This is a genomic window from Actinophytocola sp. (assembly GCF_036378875.1).
Taxonomy (GTDB): Bacteria; Actinomycetota; Actinomycetes; order Mycobacteriales; family Pseudonocardiaceae; genus Actinophytocola.
In genome coordinates, this window is the sequence record NZ_DASUVO010000032.1 from 19,210 (window position 1) to 44,094 (window position 24,885).

Here is a 24,885-nt window from a genome sequence, read left to right on the forward strand (position 1 = left end):
GGCGTGGCGGACCCAGCACACTGGGGGAACACTTTTTGGGAACGCTCCCATCCCAACTTCCTACATTTTTCTCGGAGTCATGGATGGTATTAAGGAAATGGGTGGTCGCGATCGGTGTGCTCGCCGGCGTCACCGCGTCGGTGAGCCCGGCGGCGGCCGCACCCTCGGTGTTCTATGTGGACCCCCAGACCAACGCGGCCCGCTGGGTCGCCGCCAACCCGAACGACGGCCGCGCCGCGGTGATCCGTGACCGTATCGCGAACGTGCCCCAACCCCGGTGGTACACCTCGACGAACACGAGCACGGTGCGTGCACAGGTCAGCGACTTCGTCGGGACGGCGGCCGCGGCCGGCAAGATCCCGATCCTCGTCGTCTACAACATCCCGAACCGCGACTGCGGCGGGGCGAGCTCGGGCGGCGCGCCGTCGCACGCCGCCTACCGGGCGTGGGTCGACGAGGTCGCGGCGGGTCTGCAGGGCCGGCCGGCCTACATCGTGCTCGAACCGGACGTGCTGCCGCTGATGACCAACTGCCAGAACGCGCAGCAGCAGGCCGAAACCAGGAGTTCCATGGCCTACGCGGGCAAGAGGCTCAAGGCCGGCTCCGCGCAGGCGAAGGTCTTCTTCGACATTGGACACTCCGCGTGGTTGTCGCCGGGCGAGGCCGCTGCCCGGCTGCGTGCCGCGGACATCTCGAACAGCGCCGACGGCATCGCCACGAACGTGTCGAACTACCGGGCCACCTCGGCCGAGGTCACCTACGCGAAGGCCATCCTCTCCGCCCTCGGCGACAGCCGCCTGCGCGCGGTGATCGACACGAGCCGTAACGGCAACGGTCCCCTCGGGAACGAGTGGTGCGACCCGGCGGGCCGGAAGGTCGGCACGCCGAGCACGACCGAGACCGGTGACGCGCAGATCGCCGCGTTCCTGTGGGTGAAGCTGCCAGGCGAGGCCGACGGCTGCATCGCGGGCGCGGGCCAGTTCGTGCCACAACGGGCCTACGAGCTCGCCATCGGTTGATCCGACCAGCGACGAATATATCGGCGGGAGATTTTCTCCCGCCGATATTTTCGTTTCAGTGACGTTCGCGTCAGCTCGTCGAAGTTCCCACGGATGGCCTAAGATCACCGGCCGAACAGCCCATCGTGACGGCGTTCCGCTGGCGTAGGCGCAGGTCGGCCACTGAACGGCTCCTGAACGGAGTAGGCCGCGACACTCCGCAGCGGTAAGAAAATCACAGTCCGTGTCGACATCGCGCCGCCTTCGCCCGAACGGGCTTCACGCGCTCGGACTGCACCGTTACAGTCGGGATACTGGGAGCGTTCCCAAATTCTCCCAAGACGGCACATGACAAAGGAGTCATCATGCGTTCTGCCATCGCACGAGGTGCGCCGAGGAAAGGCGTGCTTCGCGCCCTGGCGGCCACCGTCGCGCTCGCGTCGGCGGCCTTGTTCATCGTTCCGTCCGCCGTGTCCGCGGCTCCCGTGCGGAGAGTGGACAACCCGTACGCGGGGGCGACGGTGTACGTGAACCCCGACTGGGCCGCGAGGGCCAGGTCGGAGCCGGGCGGTAGTCGGATCGCCAACCAGCCGACCGGCGTGTGGATGGACCGCATCGCGGCCATCGCCGGTACCTCGGGCGCCCGGGGCCTCGCCGCCCACCTCGACGAGGCGGTGCGCCAGGACTCGGCGAACGGGTCGCAGGCACTGGTGTTCCAGCTGGTCATCTACAACCTGCCCGGTCGTGACTGCGCCGCGCTGGCGTCCAACGGCGAGCTGGGCCCGACCGAGCTGGACCGGTACAAGACCCAGTACATCGACGCGATCGCGGCGATCCTGGCGCGGCCGGCCTACGCCAACCTGCGGATCGTGACGGTCATCGAGATCGACTCGCTGCCCAACCTGGTCACCAACGTCGCGCCGCGCCCGACGGCGACCCCGCAGTGCGACACCATGAAGGCGAACGGCAACTACGTCAACGGTGTCGGTTACGCGTTGAACAAGCTGGGTGACGTCGCCAGCGTGCACAACTACATCGACGCCGGGCACCACGGCTGGATCGGCTGGGACGACAACTTCGGGGCGACCGTCCAGATCATGTGCCAGGCAGCGACCGCGCAGGGCGCGACCCCGTCGGACGTGACGGGCTTCATCGCCAACACGGCCAACTACAGCGCCCTGCGGGAGCAGTTCTTCACCGCCAACACGGTGATCAGCGGCCGGCCGCTGCGTGAGGTCTCCGGTGGCTGGGTCGACTGGAACCGCTACGTCGACGAGCTCACGTTCGCCCAGGACTTCCGCTCCCGGGCCGACAGCCAGTGTTTCGACGCCAACATCGGCATGCTGATCGACACCTCCCGCAACGGCTGGGGCGGCTCCGCGCGACCCACGTCCGCCAGCACCTCCACCGACCCGATCACCTTCATGAACCAGTCGCGCATCGACCGCCGTATCCACCTCGGCAACTGGTGCAACCAGTCCGGTGCCGGCCTCGGCGAACGTCCCAGGGCCAACCCCGCGGCGGGGATCGACGCCTACGTCTGGATGAAGCCGCCGGGTGAGTCCGACGGTTCCAGCACCGCCATCCCGAACAACGAAGGCAAGGGCTTCGACCGGATGTGCGACCCGACCTACACCGGCAACCCGCGCAACAACAACAACATGTCCGGTGCGCTGCCCAACTCGCCGCTGTCCGGTCACTGGTTCTCCGCCCAGTTCCAGGAGCTCATGCGCAACGCCTTCCCGCGGTTGTGAGCGCTCACAACGAACTGAGAGGAGCGTAGGGGTGTCCATCCGACGACGTGCCGTCGCCGTGCTCTCGGCAGCGGCCGCCCTGCTGGTCGGTTTCGTGCCGTCCGCCTCGGCGCACGGCAGCGCCACCGATCCGCCGTCCCGCAACTACGGTTGCTGGCAGCGGTGGGGTAGCGACCATCTCAATCCGAACATGGCGACCCTGGATCCGATGTGTCACCAGGCATGGCAGGACAACGCCAACGCCATGTGGAACTGGAACGGTCTGTACCGCAACGGTGTCGCCGGCAACCACCAGGCGGCGATCCCGGACGGGCAGCTGTGCAGTGCCGGCCACACGGAAGGCAACCGCTACAACTCCATGGACACGGTCGGCGACTGGAAGGCCGTGAACAAGCCGAGGAACTTCACGGTCAACATCTACGACCAGGCGTTCCACGGTGGGGACTACTACCGGGTCTACATCACCAGGCAGGGCTACAACCCGATCACGCAACCACTTCGGTGGTCGGACCTGCAGCTGGTGAAGGAGGTCGGCAAGACGCCGCCGCAGCAGAACACGCTGATCCAGGTGGACGCGGGTACCCGCACCGGCCGCCACATCGTCTACACGATCTGGAAGGCCAGCCACATGGACCAGACGTACTACTTCTGCAGTGACGTCAACTTCACGGGCTGAGCTCCACACCGGACAGACGGCCACCTCCCCGCTCTCTCTCGGGGAGGTGGCCGTCGCCGGCTTCTCGGTCAGGCCGCGAGGAAGGCGAGGAGCGCGGCGTTCACGTCCTCCGCGTGTGTCCACAGCAGACCGTGTGGCGCGTTCTCGACCTCGACGTAGGTCGCCTTCGGCAGCAGCTCGTGGAAACGGCGGCCCGTGACGTCGATCGGCAGGATGTTGTCCGCGGTGCCGTGCAGGATCAGCGCGGGCACGTCGATCTTCGGGATGTCGGCGCGGAAGTCGGTGACCCAGGTGGGCACCGCGGCGCTCGAGGCGAACCACGACGCGCCGGCCGCGACGTTCCAGCTGTTGCGCAGCGCCTCCTCCGACAACCTCGTGCCGAGGTTCTCGTCGGTGTTGTAGAAGTTCTTGTAGAACTCGGTGAAGTAGGCATAGCGATCGGCCGTGACGGCGGCACGGATGTCGTCGAAGACCTCCTGGGGCACACCGTCCGGGTTGTCGTCGGTCCTGAGCAGGAACGGCTCCAGCGACGCGAGGAACGCGACCTTCGACACACGTGTCGAGCCGTAGGTGCTCACGTACCGCGCGACCTCGCCGGTGCCCATCGAGAAGCCGACCAGCACGACGTCGGTGAGGTCCAGCGTGTCCAGGACGATCTTCAGGTCGTTGGCGAAGGTGTCGTAGTCGTAGCCGGTGGTGGGCTGGCTCGACTGACCGAAGCCGCGGCGGTCGTAGGTGATGACGCGGTAGCCGGCGGCCAGGAGGGCGGCACTCTGCTTCTCCCACGAGTGTCCGTCGAGGGGGTAGCCGTGGATGAGGACGACCGGCTGCCCGCTGCCGTGGTCCTCGTAGTACACGTCGATGTTCGTGGAGTTCTCGGTCCCGACGGTGATGAACGGCATCGTGGTTCCTTTGCTGACCCGGTGGAGAACGGTGGTTCTCCAATGCTCCGGTCAACCGGCGTGCACGCGGCCCTGTTCCGGGCGTCAGGTGCGTGTGAGCGACAACACGGCGCGGTGCGTGCGACTCCTCGGGGCCGCACGCACCGCGCTCGAGTTCCCCCGTCAGGACGCCGCGCAGGTCGGCGTGACGCCCGTGCCGGTTCCGGTGCCCTGGTAGCCGAAGTCGACCGACTGGCCAGGCGCGATGGACCCGTTGAAGCCAACGTTCGTGAACTGGACGGTGCCGGTGTTCCCGCTACGGTCGGCGTTCCAACCGCTGGTCAGGGTTGCGCCGGACGGCAGCGTGACGGTGACCGTCCAGGCGTTGACCTGTGCCGAGCCCGCGGTGACCCGCACGCTGCCGACGAATCCGCCCGTCCACTGGTTGGTCGACACCGTCGCCGCGCACGCGCCGGTGGTCGGCGGTGGGTCGTTCGGTGGCGGGTCGTTGGGCGGTGGGTCGTTGGGCGGCGGGTCACTCTGGCCGGTGTTGAGAGCGTTCAACACGGCGGTGTAGGCGGCCTTCTTGTTGTAGTTGCTGTCGAACAGCAACGGGGTTCCGTTGGGGCGCCACGAGTAGTGGTCCGGGATGCCCCACACGGTGATGCCGGTGCAGCGGGAGACCGCGAGGCACGCGTTCACGACGTTGCGGTAGTTGTTGGCCTGTGCGGTGCCCGAGCCCTCGATGTCCAGCTCGGTGATCTGCACGTCCACGCCGAGGTTGGCGAAGCGCTGCAGGTTCTGCTGGTAGTTGCCCGGCACCGGGGACGCCCCGTTGAAGTGGGACTGGAAGCCGACGCAGTCGATCGGGACGCCGCGGTTCCTGAAGTCCTGTACCAGCGCGAAGACCGCGTTGCTCTTCGCGTTGATGCCGTCGGTGTTGTAGTCGTTGTAGCAGAGCTTGGCGTTCGGGTCGGCGGTGCGGGCGGCGCGGAACGCCTCCTCGATGTAGCCGTTGCCGAGCCGCTGCTGGAACACCGACTGGCGCCGGCTGCCGTTCTCCTCGAACGCCTCGTTGACCACGTCCCAGGAGTGGATCTGGCCACGCCATTGGCCCATCACCCGGTTGATGTGGTTGTTCATCGCCGAGCGGAGGTTGGTTGCGTCCAGGCTGCTCACCCAGCCGGCGAGCTGCGAGTGCCACACCAGCGTGTGCCCGCGGACCTTCATGCCCCGGCTGCGGGCCTGGGTGACGATCTGGTTGGCGGGGGCGAAGTTGAACTGGTTGCGGCTCGGCTCGATCGTCTGCCACTTCATCTCGTTCTCCGGCGTCGCGCCGTTGAACTCGGTGGTCCATGTCTGGAAGTAGCGCGCCTCGCCGAGATGGTTGGCGGCGACCGCGGCGCCGAAGTACCGGCCGCCGCGCTCCGCCGCGGAGGCGCCGAGCGTGGTGGCCGCGTTCGCGGTGCCGGACAGCGCCACCACACCGGTGACGGCCATGGCGCCCGCCGCGGCGAGCACGAGGGCTCTCCTGGCAGTGGTTCGCAGGGATCTGGTGACCATGACTGTTCGTTTCCTCGCTGTATGAGACCAAACCTGAGTTGGATTTCGCGCAACGCTGAGCGATTACTCAATCGCGACCGGCTACAGCTACACCGATTGTCGGCGTGTGGGCAAAGTTGTGTCAACAACCGATTTCCGGAACAGTTTCGGAAAGTTTCGACGTGCTGAGCCGCGCATTCGTTGCACGTCGGAAACGACGCCAGTAGGCGAGTTTCGAAAGTTTGTGAAACTATCGGTCAGGTCTCGACCGCGATCTCGGTGCCCAGTGTCGCGCCGAGCAGCGGGAGTTCGTCACCGCTCCAGAATCGGCCAGGGTCGTACCAGTTGGGACGGCGTTTGGCCGGCAGCAGGCCCATCGTCTGATAGGTGATCGCGACGACCTCGGCGCAGTACGCGGTCTCCAGCGCCGCGTCGGTGGTGTGCCGGCGGGGGAGCGGCGCGCGGCCGTACAGCCAGCGGCCGAACAGGCGGGCCGTCGACGGGAACGGCGTCCCGTCGAGGCGCGCGACGGCCCGCAGCGCGGCATCCTCCATCTCGCGGCCAGCGGGCGGCTCGAGCTGGCGCAGCCACGCCCGCTGCTTGTACCTGCCGGTCCACTGGACCACGGCTTCGCGCAGGTCGTGCAGCTGCACGCCGCGGTGGTGGCCGCCGGTCCACATGTCCCGCAACGAGCGGCCGAGCTCCGCGTGCCACATCAGCGGTGGCAGGTCCTCGATCACCACCGCCATGCCGACATGGTTGACCGGGCTGTTGGTGGTGAGCCGGATGGTCCGGTCGGCCGCGGTGGTGCCGCGGAACAGCCACACGTCGCCTGTCCTGGTCAGCTCGACTGCCTCGTCCAGTGAAACGGCCACCCCGGTAGCCTAGGCCCGTGCGCTGGTGGAAGATCGTCGGATTGGCCGGACTGGCGGGAGTCGCCGCGTCCGGGGTGGCCATCGCCCGCGCCGAGCGCAAACGGCGGGCCTACACGCCGGACGAGATCCGCGCCCGTCTGCACGCCCGCGTGGCCGACGAGGCCAAGAACTAGCGCGCTGTCCCGCGGGCACTCGCCCGGCGGTGCTCACCTTCCTCACGACCATCACCCGGCGGTCGGCTCGGGTTCGGTGTTCTATGTGAACGTGGTCAACGGCCTGCTCGTGTACGGCGCGGAGCCCGATGGGCACAGTCATCGCCGTTCTCGAGTGGAAGGTGGAGGGTGATGGAGCGCGCGTTCTGGTTGCGAGAGCCCGGGCACGGGGAGATCCGGCCCGTCGAGCTACCGGTTGCCGGGCCCGGCGAGGTGAGCGTGCGCACCATGTTCTCCGCGGTCAGCCGCGGCACCGAGGCGCTCGTGTTCCGCGGCGGCGTGCCGGAAAGCCAGCACGACGTGATGCGCGCGCCGTTCCAGGAAGGGGACTTCCCGGCGCCGGTGAAGTACGGGTACCTGAACGTCGGAACTGTCGAGAGTGGACCCACCGAGCTGGCGGGCCGGACCGTCTTCTGCCTCTATCCACATCAGACTCGTTACGTGGTGCCGGTCGGCGCGGTGACCGTCGTGCCCGACCGTGTGCCCGCCGCCAGGGCCGTGCTCGCCGGCACCGTGGAGACCGCGCTCAACGCGGTCTGGGACGCCGCTCCCCAGGTCGGCGACCGGATCGCGGTGATCGGCGCCGGCATGGTTGGCGCGGCCGTGGCCGCGATCCTCGCCAGGATTCCCGCCGCCCGCGTGCAACTGGTCGACATCGACCCCACACGTGCGGTGATCGCGGCCGCGTTGGGAGTGGACTTCGCCCTGCCCGGCGACGCGTTGGACGGCTGCGACCTCGTCGTGCACGCCAGCGCGTCCGAGCAGGGGCTCGCCCGCGCGCTGGAACTGCTGCGGCCGGAAGGGGTCTGCGTGGAGCTCAGCTGGTACGGGGACCGGCGCGTCGGCGTGCCGCTTGGGGAGTGGTTTCACTCGCGCAGGCTCACCATCCGTAGCAGTCAGGTCGGCACCGTGTCGCCCAACCGGCCACGTACCTATGCCCAGCGACTCGCGGTCGCCCTGGACCTGCTCGCCGACCCCTCCTTCGACGCTCTGGTGACCTCCGAGTGCCGGTTCGACGAACTACCTGCGGTTTTGCCTGTCCTGATCAGTCGTGAACCGTCTGAGCTTTGCTTGCGTGTTACGTACGACAGCGACTGAGCCGACCGTAGGAGGCGCCGGGTGTTCGGCCTCACCGTCCGCGACCACATGATGGTCGCGCACAGCTTCACCGGAGAGGTGTTTGGCCCTGCGCAACAGCTGCACGGCGCCACCTTCGTGGTGGACGCCACGTTCTCCCGCGCGGAGCTGGACGCGGACAACATCGTGGTCGACATCGGACTCGCGACCGAGGCCCTCAAGGCCGTGCTCGGTGAGCTGAACTACCGCAACCTCGACGAGGTCGAGGAGTTCAAGGGCATCAACACCTCCACCGAGTTCCTCGCCAAGTTCGTCGCCGACCGGCTCGCCGAACGTGTCCACAAGGGACTGCTCGGTGAGGGTGGACGCGGCCTCGGCGAGATCACGGTGTCGCTGAAGGAATCCCATGTGGCGTGGGCCAGCTACCGGCGGTCACTGTGACCGTCTTCGTTGTGCCCGGTGACGTCGACGACGTCACGGTAGCGAGCGGTGGCAACACCTACGACAGACGCATGTGCGATCTGCTCGGTTTGGACAAGGTGGCCGTGCCCGGCCGCTGGCCGACCCCGAGCACCAAGGCGCGGGTCGCGCTGTCGAAGACGCTCACCGAGATTCCCGACGGGGCGGTCGTGCTGATCGACGGTCTCGTGGCGTGCGGGGTGCCGGAGGTCGTGGTGCCGCACGCACGTCGCCTGCGTCTGGTCGTCCTGCTGCACCTGCAGCTCGCCGACGAGACCGGCGTGCCGCAGGAGCGGGCCGCAGGGCTCGACCGGCGTGAGCGTGAGGTGCTGCGCGCGGCGACCGCGGTCGTCGCGACCAGCGAGTGGGCCGCCCGGCGTGCCATCGCGCACCACGGGCTCGACCCGCGCCGAGTGCGGACGGCGCCACCCGGCACCGATCCGGCGCCGCTCGCCGCGGGCACCGAGTCCGGCAACCGGCTGCTGTGCGTCGCGTCGATCACCCAGCGCAAGGGCCACGACGTGCTCGCCGAAGCCCTCGCGAACCTCGCGGACCTGCCGTGGACCTGCGTGTGCGTCGGGTCGCTTCGCCGCGACCCCGGCCACGCCCGCCGGATCCAGGGAATGATCGACAAGCTAGGCCTGACACACAAGATGATCCTCGCCGGCCCGCTGTCGGACGAGGATCTCGACCAGACGTTCAACCGGACCGACCTGTTGGTGCTGCCGTCCCGTCGTGAGACGTTCGGCATGGTGGTCACCGAGGCGCTCGTGCGGGGCGTCCCGGTGCTGACCACCAATGTGGACGCACTGCCCTACACGCTCGGTCGGGATGTCAACAACAAGATCACGCCGGGGATGCTCGTGCCTCCCGACGACGTGTCCGCCCTCACCGAGGCGCTGCGCCGCTGGCTCACCGAAGCCGAGCTGCGCGACCGGCTGCGGGAGGCAGCCCGGGCACGTGAAGTCGAGGACTGGCCTACCGCGGCTAAACGGCTCGCGGGGGTACTGCGATGAAGGGCAAGTTCTGGGGTTGGCTGAAGCTGGGCATCGGGGTCGCGATCGTCGCGGCGCTGATGTGGAAGCTCGGCACCGGCGGGTTCGTCGACGGTCTCCGGGTACTCGACGCGAACGACGTGCTCGCGGCGCTCGGTATCGGGCTGGTGACCACTGTGCTGTGTGCGTGGCGGTGGTGCCTGGTGGCGCGCCGGCTCGGGCTGAGTCTCCCGCTCGGGAAGGCGGTCGTTGACTACTACCGCGCGCTGTTCCTCAACGGGGTGCTGCCGGCCGGTGTGCTCGGCGACGTGCAGCGGGCCGTCCAGCACGGACGCGCCGAAGGTGACGTCGGCGCCGGCGTGCGAGCCGTGGTGCTCGAGCGGACTGCGGGGCAGGTCGTGGTGGTCGTGGCCGGGACGGCCGTGCTGCTGGCCGGCCCGGGACGCGATGTCGGCCTGGTGCTCGTGACCGTGGTCGTTGGGCTGGCGGTGGCGTACCTGGCCGCGCGGCGGTGGATCGGCGTCGGCTCGCGCTGGCGGCGCACCGTCGACGACATCCGCACCGGCCTGCTGGCCAGGGACATGTGGCCGAGCGTCGCGCTGCTGTCGGCGGCGGCGCTCACCGGGCACATCACGATGTTCTTGATCGCCATGAGGGCGGCGGGTGTGACGCTGCCGGCGGAGCAGCTGCTGCCAATTGTGCTGGTGGCGCTGCTGGCGATGGGGCTGCCGGTGAACGTCGGCGGGTGGGGTCCCCGGGAAGGTGTGACGGCGTTGATGTTCGCCGCGGCTGGGCTGGGGGCCGCTCAGGGCCTGACCGCCGCGGTGGCGTACGGGTTGCTGGGACTGGTGGCGAGCCTGCCTGGCGCGCTGATGCTCGTGCCCCGGGGCATGATGGGAAGGCTCGGAGCGTTCTCCCGCGCCTCCCTGAATGGGGCACTGGTTCGCAAACGAGAGAGGGTGGCATGACGGATCTGGCCGACATCGGATCGGACGTTTCCCACGTCGAGCGGATGGTGGAGACCCGCCTGCCGACTGCGCACGGGGAGTTCAAGGCGGTGGGCTACCTCGACTCGCGGTGGGGACACGAGCAGGTCGCGCTCGTGTACGGCGAGATCGCGGGCACCGCACCGCTGACCCGCCTGCACTCGGAGTGCCTGACCGGTGACGTGTTCGCCTCCACACGGTGCGACTGCGGAGACCAGCTGGCTGCGGCGATGCGCAAGGTCGTCGCCGAGGGCGCCGGCGTGATCATCTACCTCAAGGGACACGAGGGACGGGGCATCGGCCTGCTGGCCAAGCTCGCCGCGATGCGCCTGCAGGAGGACGGTATGGACACCGTCGAGGCCAACCTCGCGCTGGGCCTGCCGGTCGACGCACGCGACTTCGGTGTCGCCGCGCGGATCCTCCACGACCTCGGGGTCTCGGAGGTGCGCCTGCTGTCGAACAACCCGGACAAGCTGGAGTCGTTGCGACGCAACGGGATCCGCGTCGTGGAGCGGGTGCCGCTGCTGGTCCAGCCAAACGATGACAACCTCCCGTACCTGCGTACCAAGCGGGAGCGGCTCGACCATCTCCTCCCGCACCTGGCGTAGGAGGCGCGGTCGGCTTCGGCCGTTCCGCTGTCCGGTCGGTTCTCCGCACGCCGCCGCGGGTCCCCAGGGACCCGCGGCGGCGTGCCTGGTCACGGTGTCTGCCCGGCGTTCTCCACGAGTCCGGTCGCGAGCACGGCTTCGGAGCCCGTGCCGCCGTCGTGAGCCTCGGTCGCCATGCCCATGACCTGGTAGGTGGTCCGGTCGAAGATCAGGATGGTGCGGTCACCGCCGTTGTTGACCGAATGTGCGACACCGATCCCGTGACGGCCGGCCGCGTCCGTCGTGTCGTCGACGTACTCCACGTCGGGAATGGTCGCCGCGACACGGTAGAGCGCGGCCTTCAGCGCGGGCGGTGCGGCGCGCCGCACCAGCTCCCCGATCAGCAGGAACGCCCACTGGTCCACTGTGTAGAGCTGCTGGCCGGTCGGCTCCGTCTCGCCGATCTCGTTCTGTGCCTGCCGGTAGATCTCATCGCGCAGCGCGGTGGGGTCGGTCGGCAGGGTGGCCAGGTAGCCGTACGTCGGGTGGCGCAGCGAGAGCGGAAACATGCCGCTGCTGTCGCCGGTCCTGAACTCCTCGACCTTGCCGTCGCGGTCTTCGCGGATCAGGCTGTCCGTGCCGTCGGTCTTCTCCCAGACCTGCAAGCGGAGGGTATTGGTGCCGGTGCCGTTCATGACGATGACACTGCTCGTGTAGGCCCAGTCACCGGTGCCGGCGGGGGCGTCGGCCGCGGCGTCGGCGGCGTTGGCCAGCAGCACGACCGCGGCCCTCGTCGGCGAGGCGGCTGGTGGCGCGGAACCCGAACTCGCCACGGCGCCAGGCCCTGGGGACACCTCATGACCACCGGACAGGCCAACCACCAAGCCGACCGCGGTGATCCCCGCCACCACGGCGGCGCCACCGGCCATGCGCGGCCAGCGCCACGCCACCGCTCGCGCTCCCGGATCGGTGGCGCGGTTCATCAACGCGATCCGGTGCCTGGTCAGCGTCAGGGGATCGGGGTCCTCGGTCTCCGGGCGCAACCGGGACAGCAGTTCGAGATCATCCATATCAGTTGTCCTCCTTGGGAAGCGCGCGACGCAGCTTCGTTCGGGCGCGATGCAGGCGAGAGCGGACCGTGCCGACCGGAATGTCCAGCGCCAGCGCGATCTCTTCGTAGGAGAGGTCCTCCCAGGCGACGAGCAGCACGATGTCCCGCTCGGTCGAGGACAGCCGTGCAAGCGCCCTACCCAACGGCTGGGCGGCCGCGGTCACCCGGTCGGTGACCAGCTCATCGTGACCCTCCAGGGTCGTGTCGGCCGTGGCCTTGGCCAGCGCCCGGTGCCGCCGCACCTCGGTTCTCGTGTGCCGGTGCAGCAGGTTGGTGGCGATGCCGTACAGCCACGGCAACGCGCTGCGCTGACTGAGATCGAAGCGCCGCCGCTGGTCGAACGCGACAAGCATGGTCTGACCGGTGAGATCGTCGGCGAGCTGGCCGCCGACCCGGCGAGCCAGGAACCGGTACACGGTCACCGCATACCGGTCGAAGATGACCGCGAAGGCATCCGCGTCCGTCCAGGACCGTTCGACGACAGCGGCGTCATCCACCTCGCCGGCTTCCGTGGCCGGTCGTACCGGCAGTGCTGTCATCCGGAACCTCGCATCGGGACTCCTCTCGGGGATGGGCTCTACCCGTCTTTGCCCGATGCCCGAGATCGAGTTCCTACGATTTCCGCGCGCTCCCGGCGGCTCAGCCGATTACCGGACGCACGTCCGTGACGTCGTACGCCATCACGTGGTCAGCGGTCGAGCGCGGTGAGTGTTCCGGCGAACGCGGTGACCAGGTGGGCCAGCGCTCCCTCGCCTTTCGCTGCCGTGGCCAGTGACGGGTGGCCGATCACTCCGGACCTCGTGTACGGGCCAAGACCGAGCGTGAGGAAGTGGTCCCGCTCGTCGGCGCGTTCGTCCTTTGTGGCGTAGTCCGCGGGGACCAGCTCCGGATGTGCGTGCAGTAGCAGGGAGGTCTCCAGCTCGCCCGCGTGCATGTCCGTGTCCGGTCCCGTCTCGACCCCACCGGCCGCACGCGCGGCCAGCCAGTCCACTTCGGTCGGGAACAGGGCCATGCGCTCGCCGCGCGCGCTGGCTTCCTGGACGACGTTGCCGAGCACGTAGTTGCCGCCGTGTCCGTTCACCAGTGCCAGTTTGTTGATTCCATTGCGGCGCAAGGAGTCCGCGACGTCACGGACGATCGCGTGCAGTGTGGGCGCCGAGATGCTCACCGTGCCGGGCCATGCCGCGTGCTCGTGCGAACAGGAGATCGTCACCGGGGGCAGCAGCAACACCGGATAAGCCGCGGCGACGGCCTCGGCGATCGTCACCGCGATCACCGTGTCCGTCGCCAGTGGCAGGAAGTCACCGTGTTGTTCGAAGCTGCCGACCGGGAGCACGGCGACCGTCCGGTCGCGCGCGTCCTCGGACGTGCCCATCGGCAGCAGGTGGGTCATGTGCCGGGGTGCCCCTTCTCCGATCCGAACGCGGTCAGGAAGCGGTCGCGGAACTGTTCCATCGGGAACACCGGGGCGGACGGGCTCGGGTTGAGCCCCTTCTCCCAGCCCCAGCTGCCGATGCTGTCGAAGACCGCGGGGTCACCGGCGACGAGCGTGATCGGCACGTCGTGCATCGTCGTGTCCCCCGTGATGGACGGGCCCGGCTGGTGGTCGCCGAGGAAGACCATCACCGTGTCCTTGTCGCCGTACCTGGTCATGTACTCGATCAGGGTAGTGAGTGAGTACCGGATGGACTCGGCGTAGGCGTCGCGGACCTTCACCGGGTCGGGCCACACCTCCGCCTTCGTCTTGCCCTGCGCCGGCATCGGGCCGTAGATCGAGCCGTCGCCCACGGTGTCCCAGTCGATCATCCGGGGCAGGTGCGTCCACGGGATGTGGCTCGACACGAGGTCGATCTCGGCCATCACCGGTCTGCGGTCCTCCGCCGCGAGCTCGTTGCGGTGGAGGGCGGACATCGTGTACTGGTCGGGCATCTTGGCGTAGGAGAAGTTCGGTCCTTTGTAGCCGACGTTGTCGCGGACGTACGCCTTGTCGTAGCCGAAGTACTCCGCCTCCGGCCAGTCCCGGACGATCGACGGGGACACGCCGACGGTGCGCCAGCCCGCGCGGCTGAACGCGCCCGAGAGCGTGAGCCGCTCGCTGGACACCAGCGCGTCGTACCTCGGCTGGGTGTCGACCCGCAGCCCGGACTGCGTCGTCGCGTGCGCGAGCCAGCTCAGGCCGCCGAACGTGGCGGAGGTCGTGAACGCGCTGCGGGACTCGAATCCCGCGGCCCGCAGCGCTTCGGTGCCGTCGTCGAGGACCCGGTCGACGCTGGGCGCGATGTTGGGGTTCTCCACCGCGACCCGGCCGTAGCTCTCGACGAACACGAGTAGCACGTCCTTGCCGCGCAACCCGTTCAGGAGCTCGTCGCCGGGCGCGTACCGGAACTTGTCGTGGGCGGCCTGCTGGGCGAACACGTCCGGGTCGAGCAGGTCGGCACGGGCCTGGCGGATGTCGTCGAACACCTCGTTGGCCGCGGAGTTCGCCGCTACCGGCTGGCCGATCACCGCGAGCGCCACCCAGACCACGCCGAGGGCGGCCATTCCGCGGGTCGTCACCTTGCGCCGGCTCACCGCGACCGTGGACAGCCGCAGCACCGCCAGCACCATGGCCACCACCACGCCGAGCACCAGCAGTATCGCGCCGACCACCGCGGCGACCGAGGCGAACGAGCCAACCGAGTCCTCGACGAACTCGACGGCCGGCTGCAGCGCGGTCCAGTCGTACACCGGGTGGAACTGCCGGCCCAGCGTCTCCTGGAAGCCGATGTCGACCAGCTTCATGATCATGACCAGTGCGAGCCCGACACCGACGAGCGCGGCGGCCACCCGGCGTGACCGGGTGGGCAGCACCAGGACGAGCCCGGCCACGAGAAGTCCCTCGACGGGGATGCGCACGAACGTGGCGGGCGTGAGCTGGCTGAGGTGGGTCGGCGCGAGGAGTGCGAACAGGACGAGCACGCCGGCGAGCGTGGTGAACACGCGGCGGCGGATCCGGGGCTGCTGTGCGGTCTTCGTGGCATCGGTCGCCACGGCGGGGGCGGTGGCGCGGTTGCGGTGCAGCCAGCGGACGTCGTGTGCGAAGGACCAGGTGAGCGCCAACAACGCGAGACCGACGAGGATGGTGCCGGGCACGGTGGGCAGGAGCATGACCACGGTCAGCACGATGCCCTGCGCGGCGGCGACGGCCTTGCTGGTGAGTCGGGTCGGCAGCGGTGCCCCGAGCCACGGCCAGATCCGCGCGGCGGCGACGAAGACGTACCGCATGCCGCCGATCGCGAGCACCCACCAGCCGAACTGGGTCGCGATGTGAGCGCTCAACACCAGGATGAGGAAGGCGTCGACCTCCATGTCGAACCGAGCGCCGAACTTCGACACGGTGCCGGTGCGCCGGGCCACGCGGCCGTCGACGGCGTCGGTGGAGAGCGCCAGCCCCGCGACGATCACGAGCGCCCAGACCGACTCCGAGGGGTGGCCGGTGTCGACGACCATCGCCGTGACCGCCCCCACGAGCACAGCCCTGACGAGGGTGACGAGGTCGGCCGGCCCGAAGCGGCTGACGCCGTAGCGGGGCATGGCCTCGGTGAGCACGGCCCAGCCGGCCACCCCGTAGGCGAGCGCCGCGAGCCAGCCCGGCGGCCCGAGACCGGACACCCTGGTCAACAGGGCCAGCATCGCCGCGAGTGCCATCGCGGCGACGGTCAGTGTCCGGGTGGTCGGTGTGCTCACGGGGTCCTCCACGATCAGTCTCCGCCCTCAACAGCTCTCATACGAACGGCGGTGCGCCTTGGTTCTGAACCGCCTGGCAGGGGACCGCGTGTTAGTTGTCGATGAGTGACTTTTCCCCAGAATGGCTCGCGCTACGCGAGCCCGCTGACGCCGAGTCCCGTGCGGACGAACTGCTGACCACCCTGCGGACGTCGTTGACGAGCTCGGACCTCGTGGTCCGGGACCTCGGCAGCGGCACCGGCTCGATGGCCAGGTGGTTGTCGCCCCGGCTGCCCGGTACCCAGAAGTGGGTACTGACCGACCAGGACCCGGTGCTGCTGAAGGTGGCGGCCGCGAGTGTGCCCGGCGCCGTGCCCGACCTGCGGGACATCACGACCATCACCGCCGAGGACCTGGCCGGCACGTCGCTCGTGACCGGCTCGGCACTGTTGGACATCCTGACGTCGACGGAGGTGACCGCGTTGGCGACCGCCTGTGTCAAGGCGCGGTGCCCTGCGTTGTTCGCGCTCTCGGTCGTGGGCCGGGTCGAGCTGACCCCGGCCGACCCGCTGGACGAGCGCATGGCCGCCGCCTTCAACGCTCACCAGAGCCGCACCGTCGGAGGCCGGGCACTGCTTGGCCCCTCAGCGGTCGCGGCGACGGCGACGGCGTTCATCCGTCTCGGTGCGACAGTCCACAGACGACCGAGCCCATGGCGTCTCGGGCCGGACAGGGCGCAACTGACGGCCGAGTGGTTGCGCGGCTGGGTGTCCGCGGCGTGCGAGCAGGAACCGGATCTTCGCCCGTTCGCGGACGACTACCTGCGCCGTCGGCTCGACGGCGACCTGCGTGTGATCGTTCACCACGAGGACCTGCTGGCCCTACCGGCCTGACGGTAACCGGTTCAGCGCGCCCGGGGGGTGCGCGCTGAACCGGCTGCCCCGATGTGCAACCAAAGGTTGCGTGTTGGGTGTGGACTGTTGTAGCTTTACGCAACCAAAGGTTGCGAAAGGCTGGTGGGCATGGAGTACGGATCGATCGAACGCGATATCGAGGTCGACGCGTCACCCGAGGTGGTCTTCGAGGTGATCAGTCAGCCAGAACACATGCGGGAGTGGTGGCCCGACGACGCTCGGTTCGAGCCGGTCGCGGGCGCACCAGGCGAGCTCGTGTGGCGGAACGCGGAGACCGGCGAGACGACGACCGTCGGGTTCTCCGTCGTCGAGGTCGACCCGCCGAAGCGGTTCTCCTTCCGGTGGGCCTACGCGGAACCTGACCGAGGCGGTGACTCGCTGTTCGTCACCTTCGACCTGGTCCCCACGGGCACGGGCACCCGGATTCGCATGACGGAGACCGGGTTCCGGGAGATGGGCTGGGAGATCGCCGTACTCGAGGAGCAGTACCACGATCACGAGAGCGGATGGGACCACTACATCCCGGCGCTGGGCGCCTACGTCGCGCGGCTGGTCTCCACGTCATGAGCGGAGCTTGCGGAGCGAATCGGCAGACACAGGGCGACCGCGAGCGGCGACACCGAGCCTGCGAGGGGTCGTCGTGAGTCAGACGGTCGACGACGAGCTGTGGTCGGCGGTCGGCGACCCCATCCGGCGCACCATGATCGACCTGCTCCTGACCACGGGATCGGGCACGGCCACGTCACTGAGCGAGCGACTACCCGTCACCCGCCAGGCCGTGTCGAAACACCTGGCCGTCCTGGACCGGGTCGGCCTGGTGCATGCCGCGCCGGCCGGTCGCGAGCGTGTCTACCAGGTCGACGAGGCACAACTCGCCCGAGCCGTCGCCCAACTGTCCGCGGTCGGCGCCACCTGGGACGCCCGACTCCGCCGCATCAAGCGGCTCGCCGAGACGATCGAACGAACCCGCAGGACCCAAGGAGAATGACAATGTTGGACATTCTGCACCGAATCGGTGTCGTCGCCCCGCTCGACGAGGTGTACCGGGCGTTGGCCACACCAGCGGGCCTTGCCGCCTGGTGGACCACCGACACCGTCGGCACGAGCGAGGTCGGTGGGAAGTTGGCGTTCCGGTTCGGCGACGCCGGCGGTTTCGACATGGAGGTACTGGAGCTGGACCCGTCCGGCAGAGTGCGGTGGCGTGTCATCGGCGGTCCGGAGGAATGGCTCGGCACCGAGATCGATTTTCGCCTCGACCAGCGCGACGAGTACACGATCGTGCGGTTCAAGCACGCGGGCTGGCGCGAGCCGGTCGAGTTCATGGGTCACTGCAGCACCAAGTGGGCGACGTTCCTGTTGAGCCTCAAGGAACTTGTGGAGACCGGCCACGGCCGCCCCGCCCCGGACGACGTCAAGGTGAGCGACTGGCATTGACCTCGGCGAGAACATCGCCGATTTCCTCGGCGTTATTCACCCGTTAGTGTTTCGTCGGGCACGAGTTATCGTCGTCCCCGTGTGGACCACAATTGTCGGGTTGAGTGGTGGCGTCGGTGCCGCGCTTATCGCCGCATGGGCGGCTTTGCGCGCACGCCGACCGCGTAAATCGCGTGTGGAGCTGGTGGACGTGTCGTTCCGGCCACCAGATCCCGCGAAGTCCGACAAGGACGATCCACCGGTCCTCGATGTCATGGTTCGCAACACCGGAGGTCTGCCGGCCGTCCTCAAGCGGGTGGTCGTGCACGTTCACCAGGCGGTCCGGTTCGGCGACACGTCAATGCCGATGCCCTACGACGCGGGACCCGGGTTCGTCGGCGCGGCCTTGGACGTGTCGGCGACGTACGACGTCCCGCTCCCGGACCCCGAGGCAGCCGCCGGCGCGCGGGTCACCGCCGGTCTCGCCCAGACGGTCGGGCCAGGGGAAGCCGACCGGTTCCTGGTCCGGCTGGCCCGGCCCGTCATCCACGACATGGTTGCCTACCTGCTGCGCGTGGAAATCCTGTACGACGGTGACGACCGGAAGGTGACGGCAGAGCCGCTGGCTGTCGTGTTCCCACAGCGCGTCGTCATCGCCGTGGCCGAGCAGATCGAGGGCGAGATCCGCCGTTTTCGGCAGACGGTCGACGTGGTCCGTCAGGCGATCGACCGGGAGATGGTCGCCAGAGGGCAGCCCGCCCCTGACTGGCTCACCGCATCTCCCCGAGGCCGTGACGATTTACCAGCCGGCCTCGTTTCCGTGGATGGCAACGGCAATATCTTCGACAGTGGGGAGAACGGCGTCCACATCGTGAACGAGGCCTTCTGGAATCCGGAGCAGGCTGTCCACCGCTATCTGGACGACCTCGCGGAGCGGTACCGAAAAGTCGTCGCGATCAGCACCGCGGCCAGCGTCGTATCCGAACCGCTTCGTGACGCGCTTCCCCGTATCCACGCCACCCTTTCCCAGCTTCCCGCGCTTCGTGCGCAGCCCAGTACGCCGGAGAAGGCGGTCACAAGCCGGGCGTCCGCCCCTGACGAGATCGTCGGGCTACTGGGCGGACAGCACGTCCTGAACGACTTGCGGGCGCGCGCCGACGCTGGCAATCAAGAGATCGCGCGCCAACTGCCCACCGCCTTCCGGCTCGCCGAGAAGGTGCGACGGCTGGGTCCCAACAGCCCTGAGGGCCTCGATGGCAGGGACACACTGATCCAGTGGTGGATGACGTTCTCCGGGGACGTGTCCCGCGCTGAGGCGGCCTGGGCCGAACTCGTCAGAGATCAGCTACCGGTCTATGGCAACGACCATCCCAAAACCTTGCAGGCACGACACTTCCTCGGCAAATGTCGCGGGGAGGCGGGAGACGCCGCCGGAGCGGCGGCGGCGTTCGCCGAACTCGTCTCCGACCGGAACCGGGTGCTGGGCCCCGACGACAACGGCACTCTCGACAGTCGGCACGAACAGGCGCGGTGGCGCGCGATGGCGGGGGACCCCACGGGCGCTGCCGAGGCATTCGCCGAACTAGCGGCGGACCGGGCACGGGTCCAGGGCCCTGACCACCCGCGAACCTTCTCCGCGAGGTACAACCTGGCCTACTGTCGCGGGAAGGCAGGGGACGCGGCCGGTGCCGTCGAGGCATTCACCGAACTCGTCCAGGATCAGACACGGGTGCTGGGCCGCGACCATCCCGACACCATCGCCAGCCAGGACGCCCTGGACGACTGGCGGGGTCGGTCGGGCCCAGCAACCACCAACGGCGAGCAATGAACCAAGCCGGCCAGCGGTGGGTTATCCAGCGCAGTTCGCGTCGTCGACGCCGCCCTGGATCCACGGCAGGTTGACCTTGCGGAAGGCGATCGACCGGTGTGAGGTGCTGTTGCTCCCGGTGTTCTCGTTCACCTCCACCAGGGCGCCCACGTGGTAGTCGGCCGTCTTCACGATGCTCGAGTAGCCGCCTTCCTTGTAGGTGGCGCTTTCGCCGGGCAGCGGGGCGTCCGACAGCGGGCGGCTGTAGGCCCACGTGCGGCCCTCGTCCTCGCTCATCCGGATCCGCATCTTCGTGCGCGTCTCCGTGCTCGCCGAGTTCAGGTGCGTCAACCGTGCCGGCGCGTCCGCGTTGTAGCGCATCACCGAGGCCTCGTTCTTCGGGTCCAGCAGGCAGCTCGCCGGGCTGAACGCCGTGAAGCCCGACTCGATCGTCCCTCGGGCCACCCAGCGGCGTTTGGCCGTCTCCCACGTCGGGGTGCTCGCGCGGTCGTTGCGGTACAGCGTGCCGTCGGCCAGTTCCAATACGGTCGACTCACCCGTCTGCTCCATGGCGGCACCGGAGGTGGTGCGCAGGAGCGCGACCTTCCACGTCGCACCGTGGTCGTCGCTGTAGATGTTCCTGTGCTGCGCGGGGATCACGAGCCGGCCGGCGTTGCGGTACGTGGTCTGGATGCCGACGCCCGGGCCCACCGCGTCCCAGTTCCAGCTCGCACCGGAGGCCAACGTGCGTGGCTTCAGCGTCGACGACATGTTCACCGGTGCGGACCAGCTGACGCCGTCGTCCGTGCTCGACGAGACCCACACCTGCCGGTCGTCCCACGAGTTGACCGTGCCGCTCTCCGGCGGCTGGTAGTTCATGAACAGCCAGATCTTGTTGTTCGACCGGTCCACCACGGCCGTCGGGTTGCCCCACGTGCCCAGCCCGGACCCGACCACCTCGTCGAGCCCCGACCACGTGGCGCCGTTGTTCGTCGAGCGCTTGTACAGGAGGTTGATGTTGCCGAAGTCGCCGTTGCCGTCGGCGCGGCCCTCCACGAACGCGATGAGCGTGTCGTTGTTCGTCCTGATCAGAGAGGGGATGCGGAACGAGTGGTAGGTGAGGCCGTTCAGGGATTCGCTGCCACCGCCGTCGAAGAGGATCCGCTCCGAATGGGACTCCGCGGCGAACGCGGGTGTCGGGGCGAAGAGCAGAGCGACCAGCGGCAGCAGGACAGCGAGAAGTCGACTCATGTGACAATAATTACCGCACAACAGGCCAATTTGGTTAGTCTTGACCCGACGGGTTCGCCGTGCTCGCCCCGCGCGAGCACGGCGAACCCGGTGATCAGTCGCCCAGAGGGTTGAGCAGGTCGGCCTTGCCCTCGAACGCGAACAGCAGCAGGTCGGTCATGCGGAACGTGTCGCGGTCCGGCCCGAGCGTCGGACGCCAGGACGGGTCACGCACGATCGACGTCCGGCTGCCCTCCATGGCGCGGTGGAAGACCTCGGCGACGATCCGCCCGCCGACCGCGCCCAGCAGTCCGTTGTTGAACTCCGCCTCGCGCAGAATGTAGAACCACAACGGAGTGTTGGCGCTCACCGCGGTGCGCTGCTCGTCGGTCAGGCCGGTCAGGACCGCACCCTGGCTGCCTTCCAGGATCTGCGTCTCCGTCAACGGGGTGACGCCGAGGAACTTGGCCATCTGCTGCCCGCTGGCCAGGTGCACCATGTTCGCGCGCGTGAGGTTGCGGAACGCGAGGTTGCGCTGGATCGGCGGGATCTCGCTGCCCCGACCGGCGAACGTGCCGGCCGGCAGCTGGGCGAGCGGGTCGACGAGCAGCGTGTCGATGCGCTTGGCGACGTTCCCGCTGCCCGCGGGCACCGCGAGGTCCGGCCGGCCCGCCTCGGTGAAGTCGAACAGCCGGCGGAAGTCCGCGATCCAGTTGGTGGGCAGCGTGTCCACCGTGCCGGAGTTGGGGTCGTCCAGCTCGGGCACGCCGGAACCGGGCTGGAAGTTGCCGGACACGCCGGTGAACGTGAACAGCTGGAGCAGCGTGGCGATCCGACCGGGACCGTTGCTGTTGAACACGCGGTTCCACTGGTAGGCGCCCCGCACCATGCTGTGGCCCAGCCGGTACGCGGCGACCGCGAACTCGAGCGGCATCGTCGGCGGCTGCCCGGCGTGGCCACGTCCTCGGCCCGGCGCCTCGAAGAACCGGCGGCCGTTGGTGAACACGTCCGTGACGATCGCCGGATCGACGATGCGCGGCAGGAAGTCGGTGCGCAGCATCCACTGGTAGTGGCGCACGACCTCGTCGCGGGCCACGGTGAACAGGCGTCGCCCGCCGAGGCCCCTGAGCGCGTGCTCCTCAACGACCCGGTTGTGGAAACGGATGAACGCCAGGTGCGTCTGCGCCACCGCGAGGTTCTCGTCGTTGCGCAGGTCCGGGATCAGCGGCCGGCGCCGGTCCGCCCTGGTGCCGACCGTGCCGCCGGCCCTCGGCAGGTCGAAGCCCTCGAGCTCGACGTTCACCCGGTCGTCCGGGAACGTCGTCGCCGACGTCCGACCGATCTTCAGCTTCACGCCGTCACGCTGGTAGAAGATCCGGTCCTGGCGGTCGTTCGGCCCCCGGCCGTACACGGTGTCCAGGTCGAGCGCGGGTGACCGGCCCTGCAGCAGCTCGTCGAGGGTGACGTCCTCGCCGAGCAGCGCCTCGGTGCGGTCCATGGTCAGGTCGTGGTCGACGAACTGACCGAGATACGTGAAACCGGCCGGCACCTGGGCGTCCGGCTGGGCGCCGGGCACGGTGATGGCCTCGGTGAGCGCGGTTCTCGTGGCCTCGTCGACCAGTGGTCCCTCCGGCCCGAGCCGGGAGAACCGGAACCGGCGGAGCTCCTCGCCGGTCAGTGGCCGCCGTACGTTCGGTCGACCTTCTCGGTCGAACTCGAGCACCCCTTCGCCGACCACGAAGAAACTGTCACGCGCGTGCTTTTTCATGCATTCCCCCATGCAAGATGCGTCCGGCACAGCAGGCCGGCCTCATCGACAAGGAGCCATGATGAGTGCGCCAGATACGCCAAAGGGGTGGAATTTCTCAGATCCGAATGGGTGATTGAATGCTCACGCTTGGCGCACCGACAGCGCCCGACGAGGAGGATCACGTGGCCGACGCGACGAGGGATGTCGAACGCTTCTACTCGACCACCGATGTGGTCGCCAAACTACGGCGTCTCGCCGATGCACTGGAGTCCGAGACCCCGTTCCGCATCCAGATCGCGGGCGAGCGCATCCGCGTCCCGGCGCGGGCGGAGTTCTCGATCGAGCACGAGCGTGGCGACGGCGAGGAGGAGATCGAGTTCCAGCTGAAGTGGAAGCTGGACACCACCGACGACGATGACGACGAGGCGCCGGTGGTGTAGCGGTCGCGCCCCTGGGTTTCGCCTGCTGGGACGGGCGAAGCTCAGGGCCGCTCGGTGGCGAGCCATCGCCACCGAGGAAGCTCGGCGATGACGGTCGCGACGACCAACACCGACACGGCCACGGCCGCCACCCAAGGCCACGCCAACCACGACGAGACGGTGGCGGCCACCAGTTGCAGTACCACCAGCGCGATGGTCAAGGGGCCCGCGACCGGAACGATGACCTGTGGCTTGTCGCCCGGCGTGGCGAACACGGTGGGCAGGCCGACCAGCACCACCAAGGACGCGGCGGCCAGTAGCCACGACATACCGGCAAGCGCCCACGGCGTCGCGACCCAGGCGACCAGCTCGGTGACAAAACGCAGGGCGGATGCCAGTCCGGCGCGGTTGGGCGAACTCGTGGCAGCGGGCATGGCCGGACAGTACAAGCGATCAACACGTCCGGCGCTGTGATCTACGGCGCGTGCCGTTTGTACATATCTTGTACGCGCTTTTGTCAACCTGGCCGCGGAGACCTGTCGGCGTCGCGGGAGAAGAGGTTGGCCATGGCATCAGCACCAGCGCGAACGAGACGATACAGCAGGTTCGCGAGGGGATTGTTCGCCACCCTCGCCGCGATACTCACGATCGCCTTCGTGCCCACCGCGTCCCAGGCGCAGGCCGGCGACATCGGCATCATGGCGGCGCACAAGAGCCCCTTCAACTGCGGCAAGACCTTCTACGCCAACAACTGGTCGCCCGGCCACAACCCGTCCGGCTCCATCGACTGGCAGAACTACGGCAGCGACGCGATCGCCGGCGAGACCGTCCGCGCCACCGCGAGTGGCACCGCCAACTTCTACTCGACACTGGCGGTGTCCGACGTCGGCATCATGGCGTACGGGAACTACGTGGTCGTCACCCACGGCGACGGCACCAAGACCCGGTACGCGCACCTCGCGACCATGGTGCGAGGCGCGGGCTCCTCGATGTCGGTGAGCCAGGGCACGGCGATCGGCACGGTCGGCGGGACCGGCGGCGACTACGCGCCACACCTGCACTACGAGCAGATCACCTCCGGCGGCGCCATCGACACCAGCCCCACAGTCGAGGGCGTGACGGTCTCCCTCGGCCAGAAGAAGGCCATCACCAGCACCAACAACTGCGGCGGCAACCCGCACTCGCCCGAAGAGGTCTGCGGCAGCGGCTTCAGCACCATCGACTCGGCGAGCCTCACCGGGGGCACCGTCCACCTGCTCTACAACTCCGGCACCGGCGTCAACTGCGTCGTGACGCTCAAGTCCACCAACCTCGGCACCGCGACGGCGGTGTCGGCGTTCCTCGAGCCGGAGGGTGGCACCAGGACGACCGACTCGGGCAACTACGGCTACTACGCCGGCCCGGTGAAGAAGAGCGCGCCGGGCGTGTGCGTGCGGTGGGGCGGCTCGGTCGGCAGCAGCACGTACACGAGCCCGTTCGAGCACTGCGACTGAG

General features: G+C 68.7%; 26 protein-coding genes. 16 read left to right on the top strand and 10 right to left on the bottom strand.

Translation table 11 applies throughout. The features are described 5' to 3' along the window. Positions 1–83 precede the first annotated feature (83 nt). The 3 genes from VF106_RS08640 to VF106_RS08650 all read left to right on the top strand — a co-directional run bounded on the left by VF106_RS08640 (position 84) and on the right by VF106_RS08650 (position 3,428). Positions 84–1,019 carry a glycoside hydrolase family 6 protein gene (locus VF106_RS08640; RefSeq protein WP_330839071.1) on the top strand — a complete coding sequence of 312 codons (936 nt, stop codon included), beginning with the start codon at positions 84–86 and terminating at the stop codon, positions 1,017–1,019. Positions 1,020–1,363: 344 nt separating this feature from the next. After that, on the top strand, positions 1,364–2,752 hold the full coding sequence (locus VF106_RS08645) for a glycoside hydrolase family 6 protein (protein ID WP_330839072.1): 1,389 nt from the start codon (positions 1,364–1,366) through the stop codon (positions 2,750–2,752). Positions 2,753–2,783: 31 nt separating this feature from the next. Further along, entirely contained in the window at positions 2,784–3,428 is a 645-nt protein-coding gene (locus VF106_RS08650; RefSeq protein WP_330839073.1) for a lytic polysaccharide monooxygenase, read from the top strand. A 68-nt stretch (positions 3,429–3,496) separates the two neighbouring features. On the opposite strand, the gene VF106_RS08655 is transcribed toward VF106_RS08650, so the two are convergent. The 3 genes from VF106_RS08655 to VF106_RS08665 all read right to left on the bottom strand — a co-directional run bounded on the left by VF106_RS08655 (position 3,497) and on the right by VF106_RS08665 (position 6,726). Beyond that, complete coding sequence (locus VF106_RS08655; protein ID WP_330839074.1) at positions 3,497–4,330, bottom strand: alpha/beta fold hydrolase; 834 nt, start codon at positions 4,328–4,330, stop codon at positions 3,497–3,499. Between the two features lie 162 nt (positions 4,331–4,492). Continuing rightward, positions 4,493–5,872, bottom strand: coding sequence for a glycoside hydrolase family 10 protein (locus VF106_RS08660; protein ID WP_330839075.1), 1,380 nt, complete (start codon positions 5,870–5,872; stop codon positions 4,493–4,495). A gap of 236 nt (positions 5,873–6,108) precedes the next feature. Further along, positions 6,109–6,726 (bottom strand): hypothetical protein, encoded by a 618-nt coding sequence (locus VF106_RS08665; protein ID WP_330839076.1) that lies wholly within the window; start codon positions 6,724–6,726, stop codon positions 6,109–6,111. A gap of 17 nt (positions 6,727–6,743) precedes the next feature. On the opposite strand from VF106_RS08665, the gene VF106_RS08670 reads away from it, so the two are divergent. The 6 genes from VF106_RS08670 to ribA all read left to right on the top strand — a co-directional run bounded on the left by VF106_RS08670 (position 6,744) and on the right by ribA (position 11,063). Continuing rightward, entirely contained in the window at positions 6,744–6,899 is a 156-nt protein-coding gene (locus VF106_RS08670) for a hypothetical protein (protein WP_330839077.1), read from the top strand. Positions 6,900–7,070: 171 nt separating this feature from the next. Beyond that, a complete protein-coding gene (locus VF106_RS08675) occupies positions 7,071–8,036 on the top strand; it encodes a zinc-dependent alcohol dehydrogenase (protein ID WP_330839078.1) in 966 nt (321 codons plus the stop codon). Positions 8,037–8,057: 21 nt separating this feature from the next. Next, the gene (locus VF106_RS08680; protein ID WP_330839079.1) at positions 8,058–8,456 is read left to right on the top strand and encodes a 6-pyruvoyl trahydropterin synthase family protein; all 399 of its coding nucleotides are present in this window, start codon (positions 8,058–8,060) and stop codon (positions 8,454–8,456) included. Then, positions 8,453–9,490, top strand: coding sequence for a glycosyltransferase family 4 protein (locus VF106_RS08685; protein WP_330839080.1), 1,038 nt, complete (start codon positions 8,453–8,455; stop codon positions 9,488–9,490). Before VF106_RS08680 ends, VF106_RS08685 begins: the two co-directional genes overlap by 4 nt. Beyond that, positions 9,487–10,437, top strand: coding sequence for a lysylphosphatidylglycerol synthase transmembrane domain-containing protein (locus tag VF106_RS08690; RefSeq protein WP_330839081.1), 951 nt, complete (start codon positions 9,487–9,489; stop codon positions 10,435–10,437). The genes VF106_RS08685 and VF106_RS08690 overlap by 4 nt, the downstream gene beginning before the upstream one ends. Beyond that, positions 10,434–11,063, top strand: a complete 630-nt coding sequence (gene ribA, locus VF106_RS08695) for a GTP cyclohydrolase II (RefSeq protein WP_330839082.1) — start codon at positions 10,434–10,436, stop codon at positions 11,061–11,063. The genes VF106_RS08690 and ribA overlap by 4 nt, the downstream gene beginning before the upstream one ends. Positions 11,064–11,152: 89 nt before the next feature. On the opposite strand, the gene VF106_RS08700 is transcribed toward ribA, so the two are convergent. The 4 genes from VF106_RS08700 to VF106_RS08715 form a co-directional block, all read right to left on the bottom strand. Then, positions 11,153–12,112, bottom strand: coding sequence for a CU044_5270 family protein (locus VF106_RS08700; protein WP_330839083.1), 960 nt, complete (start codon positions 12,110–12,112; stop codon positions 11,153–11,155). A gap of 1 nt (position 12,113) precedes the next feature. Beyond that, entirely contained in the window at positions 12,114–12,692 is a 579-nt protein-coding gene (locus tag VF106_RS08705) for an RNA polymerase sigma factor (protein WP_330839084.1), read from the bottom strand. Positions 12,693–12,841: 149 nt separating this feature from the next. Further along, positions 12,842–13,546, bottom strand: coding sequence for a creatininase family protein (locus VF106_RS08710; protein ID WP_330839085.1), 705 nt, complete (start codon positions 13,544–13,546; stop codon positions 12,842–12,844). Further along, the gene (locus tag VF106_RS08715) at positions 13,543–15,879 is read right to left on the bottom strand and encodes a CDP-alcohol phosphatidyltransferase family protein (protein WP_330839086.1); all 2,337 of its coding nucleotides are present in this window, start codon (positions 15,877–15,879) and stop codon (positions 13,543–13,545) included. The genes VF106_RS08710 and VF106_RS08715 overlap by 4 nt, the downstream gene beginning before the upstream one ends. Positions 15,880–15,980: 101 nt before the next feature. On the opposite strand from VF106_RS08715, the gene VF106_RS08720 reads away from it, so the two are divergent. The 5 genes from VF106_RS08720 to VF106_RS08740 all read left to right on the top strand — a co-directional run bounded on the left by VF106_RS08720 (position 15,981) and on the right by VF106_RS08740 (position 20,013). Continuing rightward, complete coding sequence (locus VF106_RS08720) at positions 15,981–16,751, top strand: class I SAM-dependent methyltransferase (RefSeq protein WP_330839087.1); 771 nt, start codon at positions 15,981–15,983, stop codon at positions 16,749–16,751. Between the two features lie 129 nt (positions 16,752–16,880). Further along, positions 16,881–17,339 carry an SRPBCC domain-containing protein gene (locus VF106_RS08725; protein WP_330839088.1) on the top strand — a complete coding sequence of 153 codons (459 nt, stop codon included), beginning with the start codon at positions 16,881–16,883 and terminating at the stop codon, positions 17,337–17,339. 73 nt (positions 17,340–17,412) lie between these two features. Then, entirely contained in the window at positions 17,413–17,760 is a 348-nt protein-coding gene (locus VF106_RS08730) for an ArsR/SmtB family transcription factor (protein ID WP_330839089.1), read from the top strand. A 2-nt stretch (positions 17,761–17,762) separates the two neighbouring features. Then, positions 17,763–18,206 carry an SRPBCC family protein gene (locus VF106_RS08735; protein WP_330839090.1) on the top strand — a complete coding sequence of 148 codons (444 nt, stop codon included), beginning with the start codon at positions 17,763–17,765 and terminating at the stop codon, positions 18,204–18,206. A gap of 79 nt (positions 18,207–18,285) precedes the next feature. Beyond that, positions 18,286–20,013, top strand: coding sequence for a tetratricopeptide repeat protein (locus VF106_RS08740; RefSeq protein ID WP_330839091.1), 1,728 nt, complete (start codon positions 18,286–18,288; stop codon positions 20,011–20,013). Between the two features lie 21 nt (positions 20,014–20,034). Here VF106_RS08740 and VF106_RS08745 read toward each other — a convergent pair whose 3' ends face one another. Continuing rightward, positions 20,035–21,243 carry a sialidase family protein gene (locus tag VF106_RS08745; protein WP_330839092.1) on the bottom strand — a complete coding sequence of 403 codons (1,209 nt, stop codon included), beginning with the start codon at positions 21,241–21,243 and terminating at the stop codon, positions 20,035–20,037. A 94-nt stretch (positions 21,244–21,337) separates the two neighbouring features. Further along, a complete protein-coding gene (locus tag VF106_RS08750; RefSeq protein ID WP_330839093.1) occupies positions 21,338–22,990 on the bottom strand; it encodes a peroxidase family protein in 1,653 nt (550 codons plus the stop codon). 164 nt (positions 22,991–23,154) lie between these two features. On the opposite strand from VF106_RS08750, the gene VF106_RS08755 reads away from it, so the two are divergent. Beyond that, on the top strand, positions 23,155–23,412 hold the full coding sequence (locus tag VF106_RS08755; RefSeq protein WP_330839189.1) for an amphi-Trp domain-containing protein: 258 nt from the start codon (positions 23,155–23,157) through the stop codon (positions 23,410–23,412). Positions 23,413–23,453: 41 nt separating this feature from the next. Here the strand turns inward: VF106_RS08755 and VF106_RS08760 are convergent, their stop codons facing one another. Next, positions 23,454–23,825, bottom strand: a complete 372-nt coding sequence (locus VF106_RS08760; protein ID WP_330839094.1) for a hypothetical protein — start codon at positions 23,823–23,825, stop codon at positions 23,454–23,456. A 222-nt stretch (positions 23,826–24,047) separates the two neighbouring features. On the opposite strand from VF106_RS08760, the gene VF106_RS08765 reads away from it, so the two are divergent. Further along, the gene (locus tag VF106_RS08765; protein WP_330839095.1) at positions 24,048–24,884 is read left to right on the top strand and encodes a M23 family metallopeptidase; all 837 of its coding nucleotides are present in this window, start codon (positions 24,048–24,050) and stop codon (positions 24,882–24,884) included. Position 24,885 lies beyond the last annotated feature (1 nt).